12 protein-coding genes are annotated in these 16,278 nt (G+C 69.0%); 5 read left to right on the forward strand and 7 right to left on the reverse strand.

Features of this window, described 5'->3' with window-relative positions:
* Window positions 1-149: 149 nt before the first annotated feature.
* Window positions 150-1,598 (reverse strand): hypothetical protein, encoded by a 1,449-nt coding sequence (locus tag UU7_RS10670; protein ID WP_007808156.1) that lies wholly within the window; start codon window positions 1,596-1,598, stop codon window positions 150-152.
* A gap of 126 nt (window positions 1,599-1,724) precedes the next feature.
* Complete coding sequence (gene tldD / locus UU7_RS10675; RefSeq protein WP_007808158.1) at window positions 1,725-3,164, reverse strand: metalloprotease TldD; 1,440 nt, start codon at window positions 3,162-3,164, stop codon at window positions 1,725-1,727.
* Between the two features lie 131 nt (window positions 3,165-3,295).
* Here tldD and UU7_RS10680 point away from each other — a divergent pair, with 131 nt between their 5' ends.
* Window positions 3,296-4,498: a sterol desaturase family protein gene (locus UU7_RS10680; protein ID WP_007808161.1), complete on the forward strand. Its 1,203-nt coding sequence runs from the start codon at window positions 3,296-3,298 to the stop codon at window positions 4,496-4,498.
* A 12-nt stretch (window positions 4,499-4,510) separates the two neighbouring features.
* On the opposite strand, the gene UU7_RS10685 is transcribed toward UU7_RS10680, so the two are convergent.
* Complete coding sequence (locus UU7_RS10685) at window positions 4,511-8,515, reverse strand: YhdP family protein (protein ID WP_007808162.1); 4,005 nt, start codon at window positions 8,513-8,515, stop codon at window positions 4,511-4,513.
* Window positions 8,516-8,551: 36 nt separating this feature from the next.
* Entirely contained in the window at window positions 8,552-10,039 is a 1,488-nt protein-coding gene (gene rng / locus UU7_RS10690; protein ID WP_007808164.1) for a ribonuclease G, read from the reverse strand.
* A 131-nt stretch (window positions 10,040-10,170) separates the two neighbouring features.
* Here rng and UU7_RS10695 point away from each other — a divergent pair, with 131 nt between their 5' ends.
* Complete coding sequence (locus UU7_RS10695) at window positions 10,171-10,863, forward strand: Dph6-related ATP pyrophosphatase (protein ID WP_007808165.1); 693 nt, start codon at window positions 10,171-10,173, stop codon at window positions 10,861-10,863.
* Window positions 10,847-11,365 (forward strand): mismatch-specific DNA-glycosylase, encoded by a 519-nt coding sequence (locus UU7_RS10700; RefSeq protein ID WP_007808167.1) that lies wholly within the window; start codon window positions 10,847-10,849, stop codon window positions 11,363-11,365. The genes UU7_RS10695 and UU7_RS10700 overlap by 17 nt, the downstream gene beginning before the upstream one ends.
* A gap of 9 nt (window positions 11,366-11,374) precedes the next feature.
* Here the strand turns inward: UU7_RS10700 and UU7_RS10705 are convergent, their stop codons facing one another.
* Complete coding sequence (locus tag UU7_RS10705) at window positions 11,375-12,664, reverse strand: cytochrome c (RefSeq protein WP_007808169.1); 1,290 nt, start codon at window positions 12,662-12,664, stop codon at window positions 11,375-11,377.
* Window positions 12,661-13,410 carry a c-type cytochrome gene (locus UU7_RS10710; RefSeq protein ID WP_007808170.1) on the reverse strand — a complete coding sequence of 250 codons (750 nt, stop codon included), beginning with the start codon at window positions 13,408-13,410 and terminating at the stop codon, window positions 12,661-12,663. The genes UU7_RS10705 and UU7_RS10710 overlap by 4 nt, the downstream gene beginning before the upstream one ends.
* Before the next feature lie 97 nt (window positions 13,411-13,507).
* On the opposite strand from UU7_RS10710, the gene UU7_RS10715 reads away from it, so the two are divergent.
* Window positions 13,508-15,130, forward strand: a complete 1,623-nt coding sequence (locus UU7_RS10715; protein WP_007808171.1) for an amidase — start codon at window positions 13,508-13,510, stop codon at window positions 15,128-15,130.
* A 24-nt stretch (window positions 15,131-15,154) separates the two neighbouring features.
* Entirely contained in the window at window positions 15,155-15,433 is a 279-nt protein-coding gene (locus UU7_RS17710; RefSeq protein WP_007808172.1) for a hypothetical protein, read from the forward strand.
* An 8-nt stretch (window positions 15,434-15,441) separates the two neighbouring features.
* On the opposite strand, the gene UU7_RS10720 is transcribed toward UU7_RS17710, so the two are convergent.
* The gene (locus tag UU7_RS10720) at window positions 15,442-16,251 is read right to left on the reverse strand and encodes a hypothetical protein (RefSeq protein WP_007808173.1); all 810 of its coding nucleotides are present in this window, start codon (window positions 16,249-16,251) and stop codon (window positions 15,442-15,444) included.
* Window positions 16,252-16,278: the final 27 nt, after the last annotated feature.

Raw genomic sequence — 16,278 nt, forward strand, 5'->3', positions numbered from 1 at the left:
GGCCTCTCTTTACTCCGGGCATCCTGCCCTCCGCCCTTCGGGCCGGCTTCGCCGTTCGCGCCGCTCCTGCGGCGCAGTGGGCCACGTTTCTCTGGCCAAACAGAGAAAGGTGGCTCGGCTGCCGCAGGCAGACGAAAGCTCTTGGCTGCTCAGATCGCCAGCCAGACGTAGAAGTACAGCGTGTTGTTGGCGCTGGCGCTGCGCCCTGCCCCATCGATGTTGTGCACCAGCGCGCTGAAGCGCGTGAAGTACGTGTACTGCAGGCCCAGCCGCACGTTGGCCCAGGGTTGGTGCCACGAGGTGGCTTCGCCGAACGGGTTGTAGTTGAACTCGATGGATTCGCCGCGCGTATCGGGCGAGCCGTTGTTGCCGTACAGGGTGAGATCGTTGCTGCCGTTGTCGACGAACGAGGCCAGCGTCACGCCGTAGGTATTGCGGTACCAGTAACTTCCCTTGAGATTGAATGCCTGCAGGCTGTTGTGCAGGTGATCGGCGCCGCCGTCGGCGTAGGTGGCATCCAGCCGCTGCTGCTCGCTCACGTACAGCGCGTCCGCGGTGAAGCCGTGATCGCCCCGGGTGTACTGGTAGCTGGCATCCAGCCCGATGTCGCGAAAGCGGTCACTGGGTCCGGGCACGGCCACCGCATCACCGGCGAAGTTGGCGCCGACCAGGCTCCGGTGCAGGCTCAGCAGGAAGCCGCCGATGGAGAGATCCCCGGCAGGCATCTGCCATGTGTAGGCGGCACGCGCATACGGGGCGATGCCGCTCACGCGGCCGTCGTAACCGGCGTTTACCCGGCGCAGGAACGATGGTGACAGCGAGCGATAGCCGCCAGCCTCCACATACCAGGCACCGTCCACTTGCATGTAGGCACTGGCACCGATGGCTTGGCCGCCCAGGCCGCCGAACAGCATCGGCTGCGCCGGCGCACCGGGCGCCAGATCCGCCGAGAGGTAGGGATACATCCACGCTGGTGCGGTGTTGAACACGTCACTGACGGTGGGGTTGTTGTTGATCGAAATGCCCCAGATGCCGCTGTGGCTGCCGCGACTGAACGCGCGTGCATAGCGCAGGTCCATGTTGTCCCAGCCGAGCAACCCGCCGTTCTCGGAATAGGTGGCCTGGGCGAATACACCGATGTGCTCGCTCAACCGCCCGGCCAGAAACACCGAGGCCTGCTGCAATTCGGCGTTGTCGTTGCGGCCGAAGCCCTTGGCGGGAACGTCGGCCTGCGCTTTCTGCGTATGCGTGAACGACTCCACCAGCATCGCCGACAACGGCAGCGACTTCCCGTCGCCGACCTTCATGGTGTAACCCAGCAACTTGAACTGCCGCCCGAACTGGGTGAGTTGCGGGCCGAATGCGCCAACGTGGCAGGCCACACAGGCGAGCCGGGTCTGTCGCGCATAGGCGGGTATTGCCAGTGCCAGGTCGGGCATGACCGCCAACCACACCAGCGCGACCAGCAGCATCCACCGTCGCGGCAGGTGCGTCGACACGAACTGGCCACCAATGTGGCCCTTGCCATGACCGTTCATCAGCGTTCGCTCCGTCACCGGCAGGAAGACGTCGCCAGCCTGCGCCGATGGATGCACCACGAGTTGACTTCGATCAAGCAAGCCGAAGAATGACGCAGCAGGCTTCCGCCACGCCGGTGGGCAACGCCCGCAAATACTTTCGAACCCGGCGATCCGCGCCGGTGGCGAACGAATCTTGCGCAGCGGTTACGAGGCCGTACCACCCACCGTCATCGAATCAATCTTCAGCGTCGGCTGCCCCACGCCCACCGGCACACTCTGCCCGTCCTTGCCGCACACGCCCACGCCTTCATCCAATGCCAGGTCATTGCCGATCATCGACACCCGATTGAGCACATCCGGCCCGGAACCGATCAGCGTCGCGCCCTTCACCGGACGGGTGATGCGGCCGTCCTCGATCAGGTACGCCTCGGAGGCGGAGAAGGTGAACTTGCCGTTGGTGATGTCGACCTGGCCGCCGCCGAAGTTCGGCGCGTACAGGCCCTTCTTCACCGAGCGGATGATTTCCTGCGGATCGTGCTGACCAGCCAGCATGTAGGTGTTGGTCATGCGCGGCATCGGCAGCGCGGTGAAGGATTCGCGGCGACCGTTGCCGGTGGGGGCCATGCCCATCAGGCGCGCGTTGAGCTTGTCCTGCATATAGCCTTTCAGAATGCCATCCTCGATCAGGGTGGTGCACTCGGTGGGCGTGCCTTCGTCGTCGATGCTCAGCGAGCCGCGGCGGCCGGCCAGGGTGCCGTCGTCGACGATGGTGACGCCTTTCGCGGCCACGCGCTGGCCGATGCGGCCGGAGAACGCGGAGCTGCCCTTGCGGTTGAAGTCGCCTTCCAGGCCGTGGCCGATCGCCTCGTGCAGCAGCACGCCGGGCCAGCCGGGGCCGAGCACCACGGTCATCTGGCCGGCCGGGGCGTCGACGGAGTCGAGGTTGACCAGGGCCTGGCGCACCGCTTCGTCGGCGAACGCGAGCGCGCGACCGTTCTCGATCAGCTCGCGATAGCCGTAGCGGCCGCCGCCGCCGGAATAGCCCTGCTCGCGGCGGCCGTTCGCTTCGGCGATGACCTGCACGTTGATGCGCACCAGCGGGCGCACGTCGGCGGCCAGGGTGCCGTCGGAGGCGGCGATCAGGATGGTGTCCATGGTCGCGGCGAGGCTGACGATGACCTGCTTGATGCGCGGATCGCGCGAGCGGGCATACGCGTCGACTTCGCGCAGCAGGGCGATCTTGTCGGGGTTGGGCAGGCTCTCGACCGGGTCGATCGCCGGATACAGCGCGCGGGCGTTGTGCAATGCCAGCGGCTTGCCGGCGCCGTTGCCGTCGTGGGCGATCGCGCGGGCGGCTTTCGAGGCTTCCAGCAACTGCGGCAGCACGATCTCGTCGGAATAGGCGAAGCCGGTCTTTTCGCCGGACATCGCGCGCACGCCCACGCCCTGCTCGATCGAGTGGCTGCCGTCCTTGACGATGCCCTCTTCCAGCGTCCACGACTCGCTGCGCGAATGCTGGAAGTACAGGTCGGCGGCGTCGATCGACGGGCCCATCAGCTGGGCGAACACGCGGTCGAGGTCGCCGGTGGCGATGCCGCCGGGGGACAACAGCTTGCTTTCGGCGAGGGCGATCAATGAATCCATGGGATGCGGTCGGTCTGCGGTAATTCCGGAACTATCCCACATGGGGCTGCGGCGCCGCGCTTTAAAGCCTGCGCCGCCGTCTTCCACTACCATGCGGAAACGCCAGTCGGCCCATCAGTGAAGGATCACCCGTGAGCGAACATTCCAAGCGTGAGGCGGCCCGCGAGACCATCGAGCGGGCCGTGCAACCGGTGGCCGAGACCCGCGAGCTGCTGCATCGCGACGGCGAGCTGAAGCCGGGGCTGGGCAAGATCAGCGGCGTGATCGCCTTGTCGCTGGGCTTCCTGTGCCTGCTGGCGGTGATGGCGTTCCACTTTCCGCAATACCTGACCACGCCCGACCTGCGCCACAAGTATTCGGTGGACGTGCTGCGCCAGGTGCTGCTGGTCGGCCTGCTGGTGGCCGGCGGCATGTCGCTGGGCAACGTCATTCTCAATCGCCAGCGCAACCTCAACATCATGGCCTTCGTGCTGGTGATCGCGGCGGTGGCGCTGGGCGGTTCGCGGGTGCCGGTGGGCGAGTTCCCCGACCACACGCCGTACATCGGGCTGGACTGGTTCATCCTGGATTTGCTGGGCTCGACGCTGATCTTCGTGGTGATCGAGAAGCTGTTCCCGCTGTACAAGGGCCAGGCGATTTTCCGCAAGGAGTGGCAGACCGACCTGAAGCATTTCGCGGTGAACCATTTCATCGTGGGGCTGGCGCTGCTGACGGTGAACTTCCTGCTGCACCACCTGTTCGGCTGGCTGGTCAGCAGCCACTTCCAGCAGGCCGTGCGCGACATCCCGTTCGTGCCGCAGCTGCTGCTGTGCGTGCTGGTGGCCGACCTGGCGCAATACTGGACGCACCGCGCGTATCACGAGGTGCCGTTCCTGTGGCGCTTCCACGCGGTGCACCACAGCGTGAAGACGATGGACTGGCTGGCCGGCTCGCGCCAGCACATGCTGGAGCTGATCTTCACCCGCGTGTGCGTGCTGGCGCCGCTGTACATCCTCGGTTTTTCCGAGGCGACGATGAACGGCTACATCCTGATCGTGGGTTTCCAGGCGGTGTTCAACCACGCCAACGTGCACCTGCCGTGGGGGCCGCTGAAGTACGTGCTGGTGACGCCGGATTTCCACCACTGGCACCACGCCTCGGACGACGAGGCGATCGACAGGAATTACGCCGCGCACTACGCGTTCCTGGACTACCTGTTCGGCACCGCGGTGAAGTCGAAGAACAAGTTCCCCGAGCGCTACGGCGTGGTCGGCGACTACATGCCGGATGGCTTCGTGAAGCAGCAGCTGTTTCCGTTCCGGGGCAAGCAGGCCGACGACGGTCCGGCGGCCTGAAGCCCCGCCGCTTCAGGGCTGCACGGATGAAGAAGCCGCCGGCGCCGCGACGCTGCCAGCGGCGGCGGGCGGCAGCGGGATCTGCGGTGTGGTCGGCGGCGTGATCGCACTGCCCGCTGCCGCCGGCTGGCCGGCCGGCGCGTTGAGCAGGGGTGCGGACGGCGGCGGTGCGGTGCCGTGCTTCTCGACCAGGGTGATCACCGGCTCGTCCCAGCTGCCGGTGATCTTGTAGCGGGCGCTGGCGGCCTGGTTCAGGCCTTTGCCCAGCAGGCCCTGCACCGCGAAGCCCGCGGCTGCGCCGATCGGGCCGCCCACCACCGCGCCGACCAGCGGCAGGCTGTTGCCGACATGCGGCACCACCAGCATCTGCTGGTCGTAGTCCTTGCTGCGCAGGCCGGTGCGGCCGGTCACGCTGATATTCGCGGCCGGCCCTTCGATGCGCAGGTTGCTGGTGGTCGCGTTGCCGTCGGCGAGCCTGAAGTCGCCGCTGATCGAGTCGAACGCGAGCCCCTTGCCGAACACGTCACCGAAATCCAGGGTGAGCCGCCGCGGCAGCTCGGCCAGCGAAACCAGCCCCAGCAACCGGCCCACGCCGGGCGAGGCGGCTTCGGGAATGCGGCCGTCGTTGACCTGGATGCTGAGCGTGCCGTCCATGGTGGCCAGCGACAGTCCGCTGGGCGAACCCGGCCAGCTCGCGTCGAGCTGGTCGCGGGTCTTGCCGCCATTGACCAGTCCGTCGAAACCCAGCGCGGCCAGCATGTTGCCCAGGTCCTCGGCGGCGAAGTTGATCCGCATGTGGGTGTGGCTGGAGCTGGCATTGCCGTTCCAGTCGCCGCTGCCGTTGATCTGCACCCGGCTGGACAGCGCGCGCAGTTGCTCGATGTGCATGCCCTCGGCGGTGGGCCAGGATTCCAGCCGCGCCTCGCCGAGCTTCGCGTCGCCCAGGCGCAGGTCGCCCACCCAGAGGTGGAACGGCGGCAGCGCGGCGGGATTGACCCCGGTATTGGCCGGGTCGGGCGGCACCGCCGCGGGCGCGGCCGGCGCCGCGGCCGGCGTTGCCGCCACCGTCTGGCCGGCGGCCTTGTGCTTGCCGGCGGTGGTCTGCGGCGCGGCGCTCTTGGGCCAGTACATGCGGGTCAGTCGCGCGGTGACGCCGCGCTTGTCCAGCTCGCGCGTGGGCACGCTGTAGTTGCCGGCCATCGCCGGGCCGTCCACGTCCACGCTGAGCAGGTCGGGCTGCGGTTTGGCCTGCAGCTTCAATGGTCCCAGCCGGCTGTCGAACCACTCGGCCTGGTCGGTGCTGATGTCGAGGCTTTCCAGCCCGGGACCGCCGCTGCCGCTGCCTGCCGCCACGTGCTGCACCCAGCCGGTGACGTCGAGCTGGCTGGCGTGGCCGCGAATGCGCAGGTCGCGATCGGGCAGCGTGGTCGGCATCTGCGTGCCCAGCGACAGGGTGCCGGCCAGCGGATGCTGGTCGCCGTCGGCCAGGCGCAGGTAACCGCGCAAGGTGTCGCCCAGGCCGAAGCGCAGCTCGCTGCCAGCGATCGGCAGGTTCAGCGTCAGGTGCAGCGGCAGGTCGTCCGCGGCGGGCTTGTGCAGCGGCGCGGGCAGGTTCAGCGCGATGCCCTGCAGCGGCGAATCGACGCTGAGGGTCTGGCTCAGCGCGTCGCTGCCGGCGACATGGGCGATGCTGAAGCCGATGTCGAACGGGCCGCGCCCGTCGGACAGCTTGCCCAGCCAGTCCAGCGTCGGGTAGTCCGCCAGCAGCTCGTCGACGCGATAGTTGCCCTGCAACTGCGCCGACAGCACCGTGGCCGGATCGCTGTTAGCGCCGGCGATGGCCAGCTGCAGTTTCGATGGCTGGCCGCGGAAGCCGGCGTCCAGCGGACCGGCCTGCATGCCGTGCAGGTCGAATTTCAGCGGGCCGTTGAGCTTGTCCAGCTGCAGCTTCCACTCCGGCGCGCTGAGGTCGGCGTCCTTCAGCCGGGCCAGTCCGTCCAGCTGCGGCGTGGCACCCTCGCCGCTTTTCAGCGGCAGCACCAGGTGGAAGCCGAAGCTGCCGCTGCCGCCCAGTTTCAGCTTGGCCAGCGTGTCGGCTTCGCGGCTGCCGATCGGGCTCTTGCGCACGAACTCCATCAGGCTGGCGCCGCTGCCACTGCCCTGCACGTTGAGGTCGAGCAGCGGGTCGCCGAAATCCGGGATCAGCGCCACCGCATGTTCCGCCTTGACGCCCAGCGCATGGCCGCCACCGGCCTCGACCAGCATGCCGCCGTTGATGAAGCTGGCCACCGCGTCGATGCCTTCGGCATGCGGCCAGTCCTTGCCGTAGTCGAGGGTCAGGTCGCTGATCACCGCACGCGCCTCGAAACGCCCTTCGTTGTGGCGGAACGGCCAGTCGTGCAGGTCGCCGTGCACCAGCACCTGCGCCTCGTCCAGCTGGCCCGACTGCAAGCCGCGATCGAGCCACTCGACGGTGCCGGGCGACATCGACAACGGCCAGAACTGCCTGGCGGCGGTGACGTCGGCGTGGTCCAGGCTGGCGTAGAGATCCACGAACGGCGCGCCGCCCCCGGCCGGCAAGACCAGTTCGCCACGGGCCTGCCCGGCGTAACCGGCGCCGGCGAAATCCAGCGCGTCGATGCCGATGTGCGACTGGCCATCCTGCGACCAGAACGCCAGCGTGCCGCCCAGCGAGGACAGCACGAACGGCTGATGGAAGGCCTGTGGCAGATTCAGCGTGGCGGGCTGGCTCGGCAGGGTCAGCGACAGCGCTTCGGCGTCACCCCGCAATTGGCCGTCCAGACGGCTGATTCCCGGCAGCTTGCCGACCGCCTCGATGCCCACCTCGGCAAAGGAGAGATCAAGCGCGCGCAGGCCGGCGCTGCGACTCCACTGCAGGCGCAGCCGGTCCACCACGCCATGCGGCTGGCCCTTGCCCAGCCACTGCGACAGCGCCGGCGCCAGCCCGGGCTTCAGCGCCAGCCAGGGCAGCAGCGGCGCCAGCTGCAACTTGCGCGCGACCGCGTTCACCGCGAATCCGGCGCTGCCCGGCTGGTGCAGGCTCAGCGCCAGCGCGCTGCCATCGTCGCCGGCCCAGCGCAGTTCGTAGCCATCGGCGGTCTGGCTCACGCCGGCCAGCCCGTGCAGGGCGCTGACGCCAGCCTGGCCGCCGCCGGGCGCGCTGACGGCCAGCGTGTCCAGGTCGAAGCGGACCAGGCTGCGGGTGAGCTGCCCCTGCCGCCAGTCCATCCAGGCGCCCAGCCTGCCGTGGCCCTGCTGCACCGCGTAGCCGCCCATGTCGATGCCGTCCAGCAGGGGCTTCAGTTCGGCGCCGTCGACGCTGACCCAGACCTGGCCGGCGCTGCCATCCTCGCGGAAGCGGCCCGCGCTGTGCACGGCGGCGTCGACGCCCTCGCGCCGCAGCACGCCGCCAAAACGCAGCTGCTGGCCCTGGTGACTCAGCCGCAGCCGCTTCGACAGCAGCGTGTAGTGCTTGTCCAGCACCGCGTCGGTGACCGACACGCGCAGGTCCTCCAGCCACAGGTCGGCCGACATCCGGCCCAGCGACAGCGGCTCGCGCTGGTCGCCACCGGCCACGCCGATGCCGTTGACATGCCAGCCATCGGCCTGGCGCTGCAGGTCCAGCTGCAGGCCGCGCACGTGCAGGTTGATCAGGTGCCGCGACGGCAACAGCCAGCCGCCGAAATCGAATTTCAGTTCGGACTCGGGCAGCTGCAGCACGGCGCCGGCCTGGCCCGCCGCCGCACCGATCTTCATCCCGTGCAGCAGGAATTCGGGGCCCGACGGCGTCCAGCGGCCTTCCATCGAATCGAAGCTCACCGGCCGCTGCAGTCGCGCACTCATTTGCGCCGCCACCCACTCCGGGTGCCGCGCCAGCAGCGGCAGCAACAGCTGCGCCAGCGCCGCCACCACGGCCAGCAGGATCAGCGCGATCCCGACCACCCAGCCCGACGCGCGGGCGCAGCGATGCAGCCGTCGCTGCCACGACACGTTCACGCGCGGCAACCCCGGCCGGGGGCGCCGCCGCGGGATTTACAGCAAGACGACATCAAACTGTTCCTGCGAGTAATGCTCTTCGGCCTGGAAGCGTATGCTTTTGGAGATGAACTCTTCCAGTTCGGCCACTGCGCTGGATTCCTCCTCGAGGATCCGGTTGACCACCGCTGGGCTGGCCATCACCAGCAGTTGCTGCGCGTTGAACTGGCGCACCGCGCGGGTGATCTCGCGGAAGATCTCGTAGGTCACCGTCTCGGCGGTCTTCAGCAGGCCGCGGCCGTTGCAGGCCGGGCACGGTTCGCACAACTGGCGCGCCAGGCTTTCGGTGGTGCGCTTGCGGGTCATCTCGACCAGGCCCAGCGCCGACATCGGGTACACCGTGGTCTTGGCGTGGTCGCGCGCCAGCCCCTTGCCCAGCATGCGCAGCACCTGGCGCTTGTGTTCCTCGTCGACCATGTCGATGAAGTCGATGATGATGATGCCGCCCAGGTTGCGCAGGCGCAGTTGCCGCGAGGCGGCCTGCGCCGCTTCCAGGTTGGTGCGGTAGACGGTTTCCTCGAGGTTGCGGGTGCCGAGGTAGGCGCCGGTGTTGACGTCGATCGTGGTCATCGCCTCGGTCTGGTCGACGATCAGGTAGCCGCCGGATTTCAGCGGCACCTCCTTCTTCAGCGCGCGCTGCATCTCGTCCTCGACGCCGTACAGGTCGAAGATCGGCCGCTCGCCGTCATAGTGTTCGATGCGGTCGTCCAGGCTGGGCATGAACTTGTGCACGAACTTCACCACGTTGTCGAAGGTGAGCCGCGAATCCACCCGCACCTTCTCGATGTCGTCGTTGAGCATGTCGCGCAGGCTGCGCAGCGGCAGCGACAACTCCTCGTAGACACGCTCGCACATCTTCGCCTTGGCGATGTTCTCCTGCACCACGCGCCAGACCTTGCCCAGGTAGGTCACGTCGAAGGCCAGCGATTCGGCGCTCTGCCCTTCGGCATTGGTGCGCACGATGTAGCCCAGCCGGCTCGTGCCGGGCGTGTCGTCGCCGATCAGCGGATTGAGCACGTCGCGCAGGCGCTGGCGTTCGGTCTCGTCCTCGATCCGGGCGGAGATGCCCAGGGTGCGCGCATACGGCAGCAGCACCAGGTAGCGCGACGGGATCGACAGGTGGGTCGACAGCCGGGCGCCCTTGCTGCTGATCGGGTCCTTGACCACCTGCACCACGATCTCCTGACCTTCGTGCACCAGTTCGCTGATCGAGGGAACGTGGCCGTGGCCATTGCCTTCGCCGCCGTCGGCCGGGGCGGGCCGCACGATGTCCGAGGCATGCAGGAACGCCGCGCGCTCCAGCCCGATCTCCACGAACACCGCCTGCATGCCCGGCATCACCCGCTGCACGCGTCCCTTGTAGATATTGCCGACATAGCCCCGCTTCGATGCCCGTTCGACGTGCACTTCCTGCAACATGCCGTTCTCGACCACCCCGACCCGCGTCTCGCGCGGGGTCACGTTGATCAGGATTTCTTCGCTCACTGCATACTCCCCGGACAGAGCATCTTTATAGCGGTGCGGCCGCGGGCTGTCGATGAACCACGCCATGGAATCCGCCCCGCCGGCGCGGATGACGCAAAATGGACACCCGCCCGTTCCCCGGAGCTGAACGCATGACGACACCCATTCTGCTGGCCTGGAGCGGCGGCAAGGACTGCCTGCTGGCGCTGCAGCGGTTGCGGGCGGACCCGCAATGGCAGCTGGTCGGGCTGCTGACCACGCTCAACCGCAACTACCAGCGGGTGGCCATGCACGGCACCCCGCGCGAGGTGCTGCTGGCGCAGGCCGATGCGCTGGGGCTGCCGGTGCTCGAGGTGATGCTGGACTGGCCCGGCAGCAACGAGGCCTACGAGCAGGCCCATGCGCAGGCGCTGGTCGAGGCGCGCATGCGCTGGCCGGGCATCCGCCACTGCGCCTTCGGCGACCTGTTCCTGGAGGACGTGCGCGACTACCGCGTGCGCCAGCTGGGCCGCGAGAACTGGCGCGCCGTGTTCCCGCTGTGGGGCGAGGACACTGCCGCCCTGTCGCGGCGCTTCGTCAGCGAGGGCCATCGCGCCGTGCTGTGCTGCGTGGACACCCGGCAGCTTGACGCCGCCTTCTGCGGCCGCGACTACGACGCGGCCCTGCTCGACGCGCTGCCGGCCGGGGTCGATCCCTGCGGCGAGCGCGGCGAGTTCCACACGCTCAGTTACGCCGGACCGCTGTTCCGCCAGCCGCTGAAGCTGCGCCGCGGCGAGTCGGTGCTGCGCGACGAACGCTTCCAGTTCACCGACTTCCTGCTCGACGACCATGCCGCGACGGACTGATCCGATCCTGCCCGACCTGCTGCAACCGGGCCTGGCGCTGGTGTTCTGCGGCACCGCGGCGGGCCGGCGCTCGGCCGCCGAGCGCGCCTACTACGCCCACCCCGGCAACCTGTTCTGGCGCGCCCTGTTCGAGGCCGGGCTGACGCCCCGCCTGCTGGCACCGGCCGAATTCCCGCTGCTGACGGGCTACGGCATCGGCCTCACCGACCTGGCCAAGCGCCACAGCGGCAACGACGCAGACCTGCCACGCGATGCCTTCGACGCGCCGGCGCTGCGCGCCAGGATCGAACGCCATGCCCCGCGCCTGCTCGCCTTCACCAGCAAGAACGCGGCACGCGCCGCGCTCGGCTACGCCGTGGGCTACGGCATGCAGGAGGAAACCCTGGGCCAGACCCGACTGTTCGTGCTGCCTTCCCCGTCCGGCCAGGCGCGCGGGCACTGGGACATCGGCCCGTGGTGGGCGTTGGCCGCGCACTATCGCGCGGCTCGCGCCAGCGGTTGAGCCGGCCGGTCAATCGACGGGCGTGTGCCGCGAAGCCCGCACCTGCTCGGCGCGCACGATCGAAGCCTGGTTGCTCCAGCTGCGGCGCAGGTAGGTCACCACCGCGGCCACTTCCTGGTCACTCAGTTGCTGGGCGAACGGCGGCATCGAGTACGGCCGCGGGTTCGCCGTGGTGGCGGGGGCAAAGCCGCCGAGCAGGACCATCCTCGTGGCGTTGATGCCGCTGGGCTCGGTCACCGAGGAGTTGCCGTCCAGCGGCGGATAGACGCCGACCACGCCTTCGCCGCGCTTGCCGTGGCATTCCGCGCAATGCTGGGTGTAGACCTTCCCGCCCTGTTCGGTCAGCACCTTGGCATCGAACAGCACCGGTTGTTCGGCGGCCGCGGCGCGGGGTGGCAGCGATTGCAGGTAGCTGGCGATCGCATGCAGGTCGGCATCACTCATGTGCTGGGTGCTGCCGGAAACCACCGCGGCCATCGGGCCGAAGGCTGCGCCTTTGGCCGACTGTCCGGTCTTCAGCAGGGCGACGATGTCCTGTGCGCTCCAGCCTTCCAGGCCACCGTGGCGGCGGGTGCCCAGATCCGGCGCGTACCAGTTCTGCACCGGAATCTGGCCGCCGGTGAGGTGCACGTCCGCCGGCGTGCCGCCCAGCGAGTCGCGGGCCGCATGGCATTCATTGCAATGACCCAGTCCCTGCACCAGGTAGGCGCCGCGATTCCATTCGGCCGATCGCGCCGGGTCGGGCGTGAACCCGCCTTCGCGGAAGTACAGCGCGCGCCAGGCCTTCAGGCTGTTGCGCACGCTGTACGGGAAGGCCAGCGAGGACTGGCCGTCGGGCTGGTGCACCGGCGGCAGCGACTGCAACCAGGCAAACATCGCCAGCGCGTCGTCGCGACTCACATGGGTATACGAGGTGTAGGGGAAGGCCGGATACAGCAGCTCGCCGTGACGACCCTTGCCGACGTGCAGCGCCTGCCAGAAGTCCTCGAAGCTCCAGTCGCCCAGGCCGGTCTCGCGATCGGGCGTGATGTTCGGCGCCGGGATGTCGCCAAAGGGCGTGACAATCACCCGACCGCCGGCCAGCGGCGCACCACCCTGGGCGGTGTGGCAACCGGCGCAGTCGCCGACGATGGCCAGGTACCGGCCTTGCGCGATCCGCTGCGGGTCCGCCAGCGTGGCCGCGGAAACCTTGCTGGCCGAACGCGGCGTGGGCGCGTGGCCGCCACCGAACCACCACCAGGCCAGCAGCGCCACGATCAGCAGCACGACCGCCAGCAGCAGCCAACGCAGCGCTTTCATGAGTCGTCCCCGGTGGCGCCGAGCACCCCGCACGCCAGCGGCGGGGTCACCGAGCCGGCCGGCTGCGCATGGGTGTCGGCCGGCAGCTCGCGACTGGCCAGCGCGGCAGCCACGGCGGTGATGTCGGCGGGGCTGAGCCGGCTCGCCACCGTGGCCATGCAGTCCGGCGCCACGGTGGAGCGGGTATGCGTGCGCCACGAGCCCAGTTGCGCGCTGAGGTAGTCATACGGCAAGCCGACCAGTCCGGGCGTGGACGGTTCGACGCCGGTCAGCTGGCTGCCGTGGCAACTGCTGCACGCGGGAATCCTGCGGATCGGGTCGCCCTTGCCGATCAGTTCCTCGCCACGCTGCAGCGCCGCCGCCGACACCGGCGGCAGCGGCGAGCGGCTGTACGGCACCTGCTGCGCCGCGAAGTATTCGGCGATCTCGCGCAGGTACGCCGGCGGCAACTGGCGCACCGTGTATTCCATCGGCGCGTACTTGCGCAGGCCGTTCTGGAAGTCCTGCAGCTGCCGCGCCAGGTACGCGGCCGGCTTGCCCGCCAGGCGCGGGAAGTAGCCGCTGCCGGGGGTGCCTTCGCCGTGCACGCCATGGCAGCTGGTGCAGGCGGCGATGCGCTGCTGCAAGGTGTCGGGAATCACCGGCGCGTCGGCGGCGCGACTGGCGCTGGCGCCGATCAGCGCGAATGCAAACAGGGAGGCAACGGCAAACCAGCGGGGACGGAGCGGGCGACGGGTCTTGGTCATCCGCCCATTGTACGCGCGCCGCTGCGACGTCCAAGCCGCAGCGGCGCTAAGCTGCAGTCTTGCGACAGCAGCCGCTTCCACCAGACCGGGGGTTACCGTGAATCGTTCAGCCGTCCATCTCGCCACGCTCGTCACCGCCCTGCTCGCCGGTCCGGCGCTGGCCGCGGAAGTTCCGGCGACACCGCCTGCCGACACCGCCTACGCCTCGATCGATCAGCTGCAGCAGCGTATGCAGGCCGGCACGCTGGACAGCCGCCAGTTGACGGGCCAGTTGCTGCAACGGATCGAACGGATCGATCGCGCCGGCCCGAGCCTGCACGCGGTGATCGAGACCAATCCGGATGCGCTGCAACTGGCCGGCGCGCTGGACGCGGCCCGCGGGGCTCATGACAAGCGCGGTCCGCTGTACGGCATTCCGGTGTTGCTCAAGGACAACATCGACACCGGCGACCGCATGCTGACCACGGCCGGCTCGCTGGCGCTGGCCGGCGCACCCGCGCCCCACGACGCCGGCCTGGTCGAGCGGCTGCGCAAGGGCGGCGCGCTGATCCTGGGCAAGACCAACCTCAGCGAGTGGGCGAACTTCCGTTCCAACCACGCCAGCAGCGGCTGGAGCGCCCGCGGCGGGCAGACGAAGAATCCCTACGTGCTGGACCGTAATCCCTGCGGTTCCAGCGCCGGCTCCGCGGCGGCGGTGGCGGCCGGGCTGACCACGGTGGCGATCGGCAGCGAGACCGACGGTTCGATCATCTGCCCCGCGGCGATGAACGGCATCGTGGGCATCAAGCCGACCCTGGGCCTGGTCAGCCGCAGCGGCATCGTGCCGATCAGCCACAGCCAGGACACCGCCGGCCCGATGGCGCGCAGCGTGGCGGACGCCGCGGCCCTGCTCTCGGTGATCGCCGGCAGCGACCCGCGCGACCCGGCCACCCGCGACGCGGACAAGCACGCCACCGACTACACGAAGTTCCTCGATCCGAACGGCTTGAAGGGCAAGCGCATCGGCGTGGTGCGCCAGCTGGCCGGGGCCGAGCCGAATGCCGATCGCGTGCTCGAAAAGTCGATCGCGTTGATGAAGGCGCAGGGCGCGATCATCGTCGACCCGGTGAAGCTGCCGCACCTGGCCGAGCTCGGCGATCCGGAAATCACCGTGCTGCTGTACGACTTCAAGCACGACATCAATGCCTACCTTGCCACCCGGCAAGGCCTCGGCGTGAAGACGCTGGCCGACCTGATCGCGTTCAACCGCACGCACGCCAGCGAGGAAATGCCGTGGTTCGGCCAGGAGCTGTTCGAACAGGCGGAAGAGAAGGGCCCGCTCGGCGACAAGGCATATACCGATGCGCTGGCCAGGGCGAAGCGGCTGTCCGGCCCGCAAGGCATCGACGCAGCGCTGAAGTCGCAGCACCTGGATGCCTTGCTGGCGCCGTCGTGGGGGCCGGCCTTCATGACCGATCCGGTGCTGGGTGACCACATCGTCAGCGGCGACCCGACCGTGGGCGGTGCCTCGCAGCCGGCGGCCGTCTCGGGCTATCCGTCGATCACCGTGCCGGCAGGCTTCGCCCACGGCCTGCCTGTCGGCATCGTGCTGTTCGGTGCGCAGTGGAGCGAACCGACGCTGATCGCGATCGCCTATGGTTTCGAGCAGCATGCGCAAGCCTGGCAGCCGCCGCGGTTCCTCGACACCGTGGACGGCAAGCCGGTGCTGCCGGGCCGCTGAAGCGCCGGCCCGGAGTCGCGACCGATGGAACACCAACCGCACATCCACTGTCCGCATTGCGCGTGGGAGCCGCGGGCGGACAGCCGGTGGTGCTGCACCTCGCGCGAACCCGGCTCGGGCTGCGGCACCTTGTGGAACACGTTCTGGACGGCGGGCTGCTGCCCCGGCTGCGGGCACTACTGGGAAATGACCCAGTGCCTGTCGTGCCGGCGGGCCTCGCCACACGCGCAGTGGTACCACTTCCCGCGGCTGGACGAAGGTCACGTCGGCGAACGGGAGCAGTCGCTGGAGACGGTGGACTGACCTATCCCTCAGCGCAGGTAGACCGTCGGCCCCAGCACCGCCGCGAAGGCCAGCGTCATCAGCACGCCAGCCACGAAGATGGCGTAGCTCCGGTCGATCACGAATCCCCGCGGCGGCTCGTCGCAGGGCTTCGCATAGGCGACGTTGAACAGGCCCGCGGTGCCGCCGAACGACGAGGCGACCGCCGACATCAGGGTGATCACGATGCCCAGCGGATTGAACAGGCTGACCAGCACCGCCGACACGCCGCCGATCAGGTAGATCGCCATGGCGATGCGCCACTGCGTGCGACCGGCCACGTCGCCGCCACCGAGCATCGCCCGCAGCATCCGGATCGACTGCTTCACGACGCCGATATAGACGGCCAGACCGATCGCGAACATCACTGCGCGCCACAGCCAGGGCCACGGCAGCGGACCGATGCCGCCACCGGCATCCGGGCCCCAGTCGCCCAGATTGGAGACGCCGGAAAACATCCAGTAACCGGCGGCCACCATGCCCTTCACGGTGAACACGATCCACAGCACCAGCCGCGGCAGCGGCCGCCGCACGCGATGCCAGCCGAGCAGCGCCAGCACGGCCAGCAGCACGTCCATGCCGGTGCCGGCCATTGCCACCAGGCGTCGTGCCCAGGGACCGGTGCCGGGGCATTCGATGTAGTACGCGCCAAGCTGGCTGGGCAGATGCCCGCTGGCGACGCAGGTGAGCGCGTGGCCGCCCAGCTCGTGCGCCATGGTCAGCAGCGGCAACAGCAGCAGCGCCAGGCCGGCCAGCGTCCAGGGATCGACTCGCGGGGTGGTGCCCATGGATTCGCTCATCGCTCGCGCCTCCGTTGTTCGCTGGAG

Origin of the sequence: Rhodanobacter spathiphylli B39, assembly GCF_000264295.1 — a bacterium.
Taxonomy (GTDB): Bacteria; Pseudomonadota; Gammaproteobacteria; order Xanthomonadales; family Rhodanobacteraceae; genus Rhodanobacter; species Rhodanobacter spathiphylli.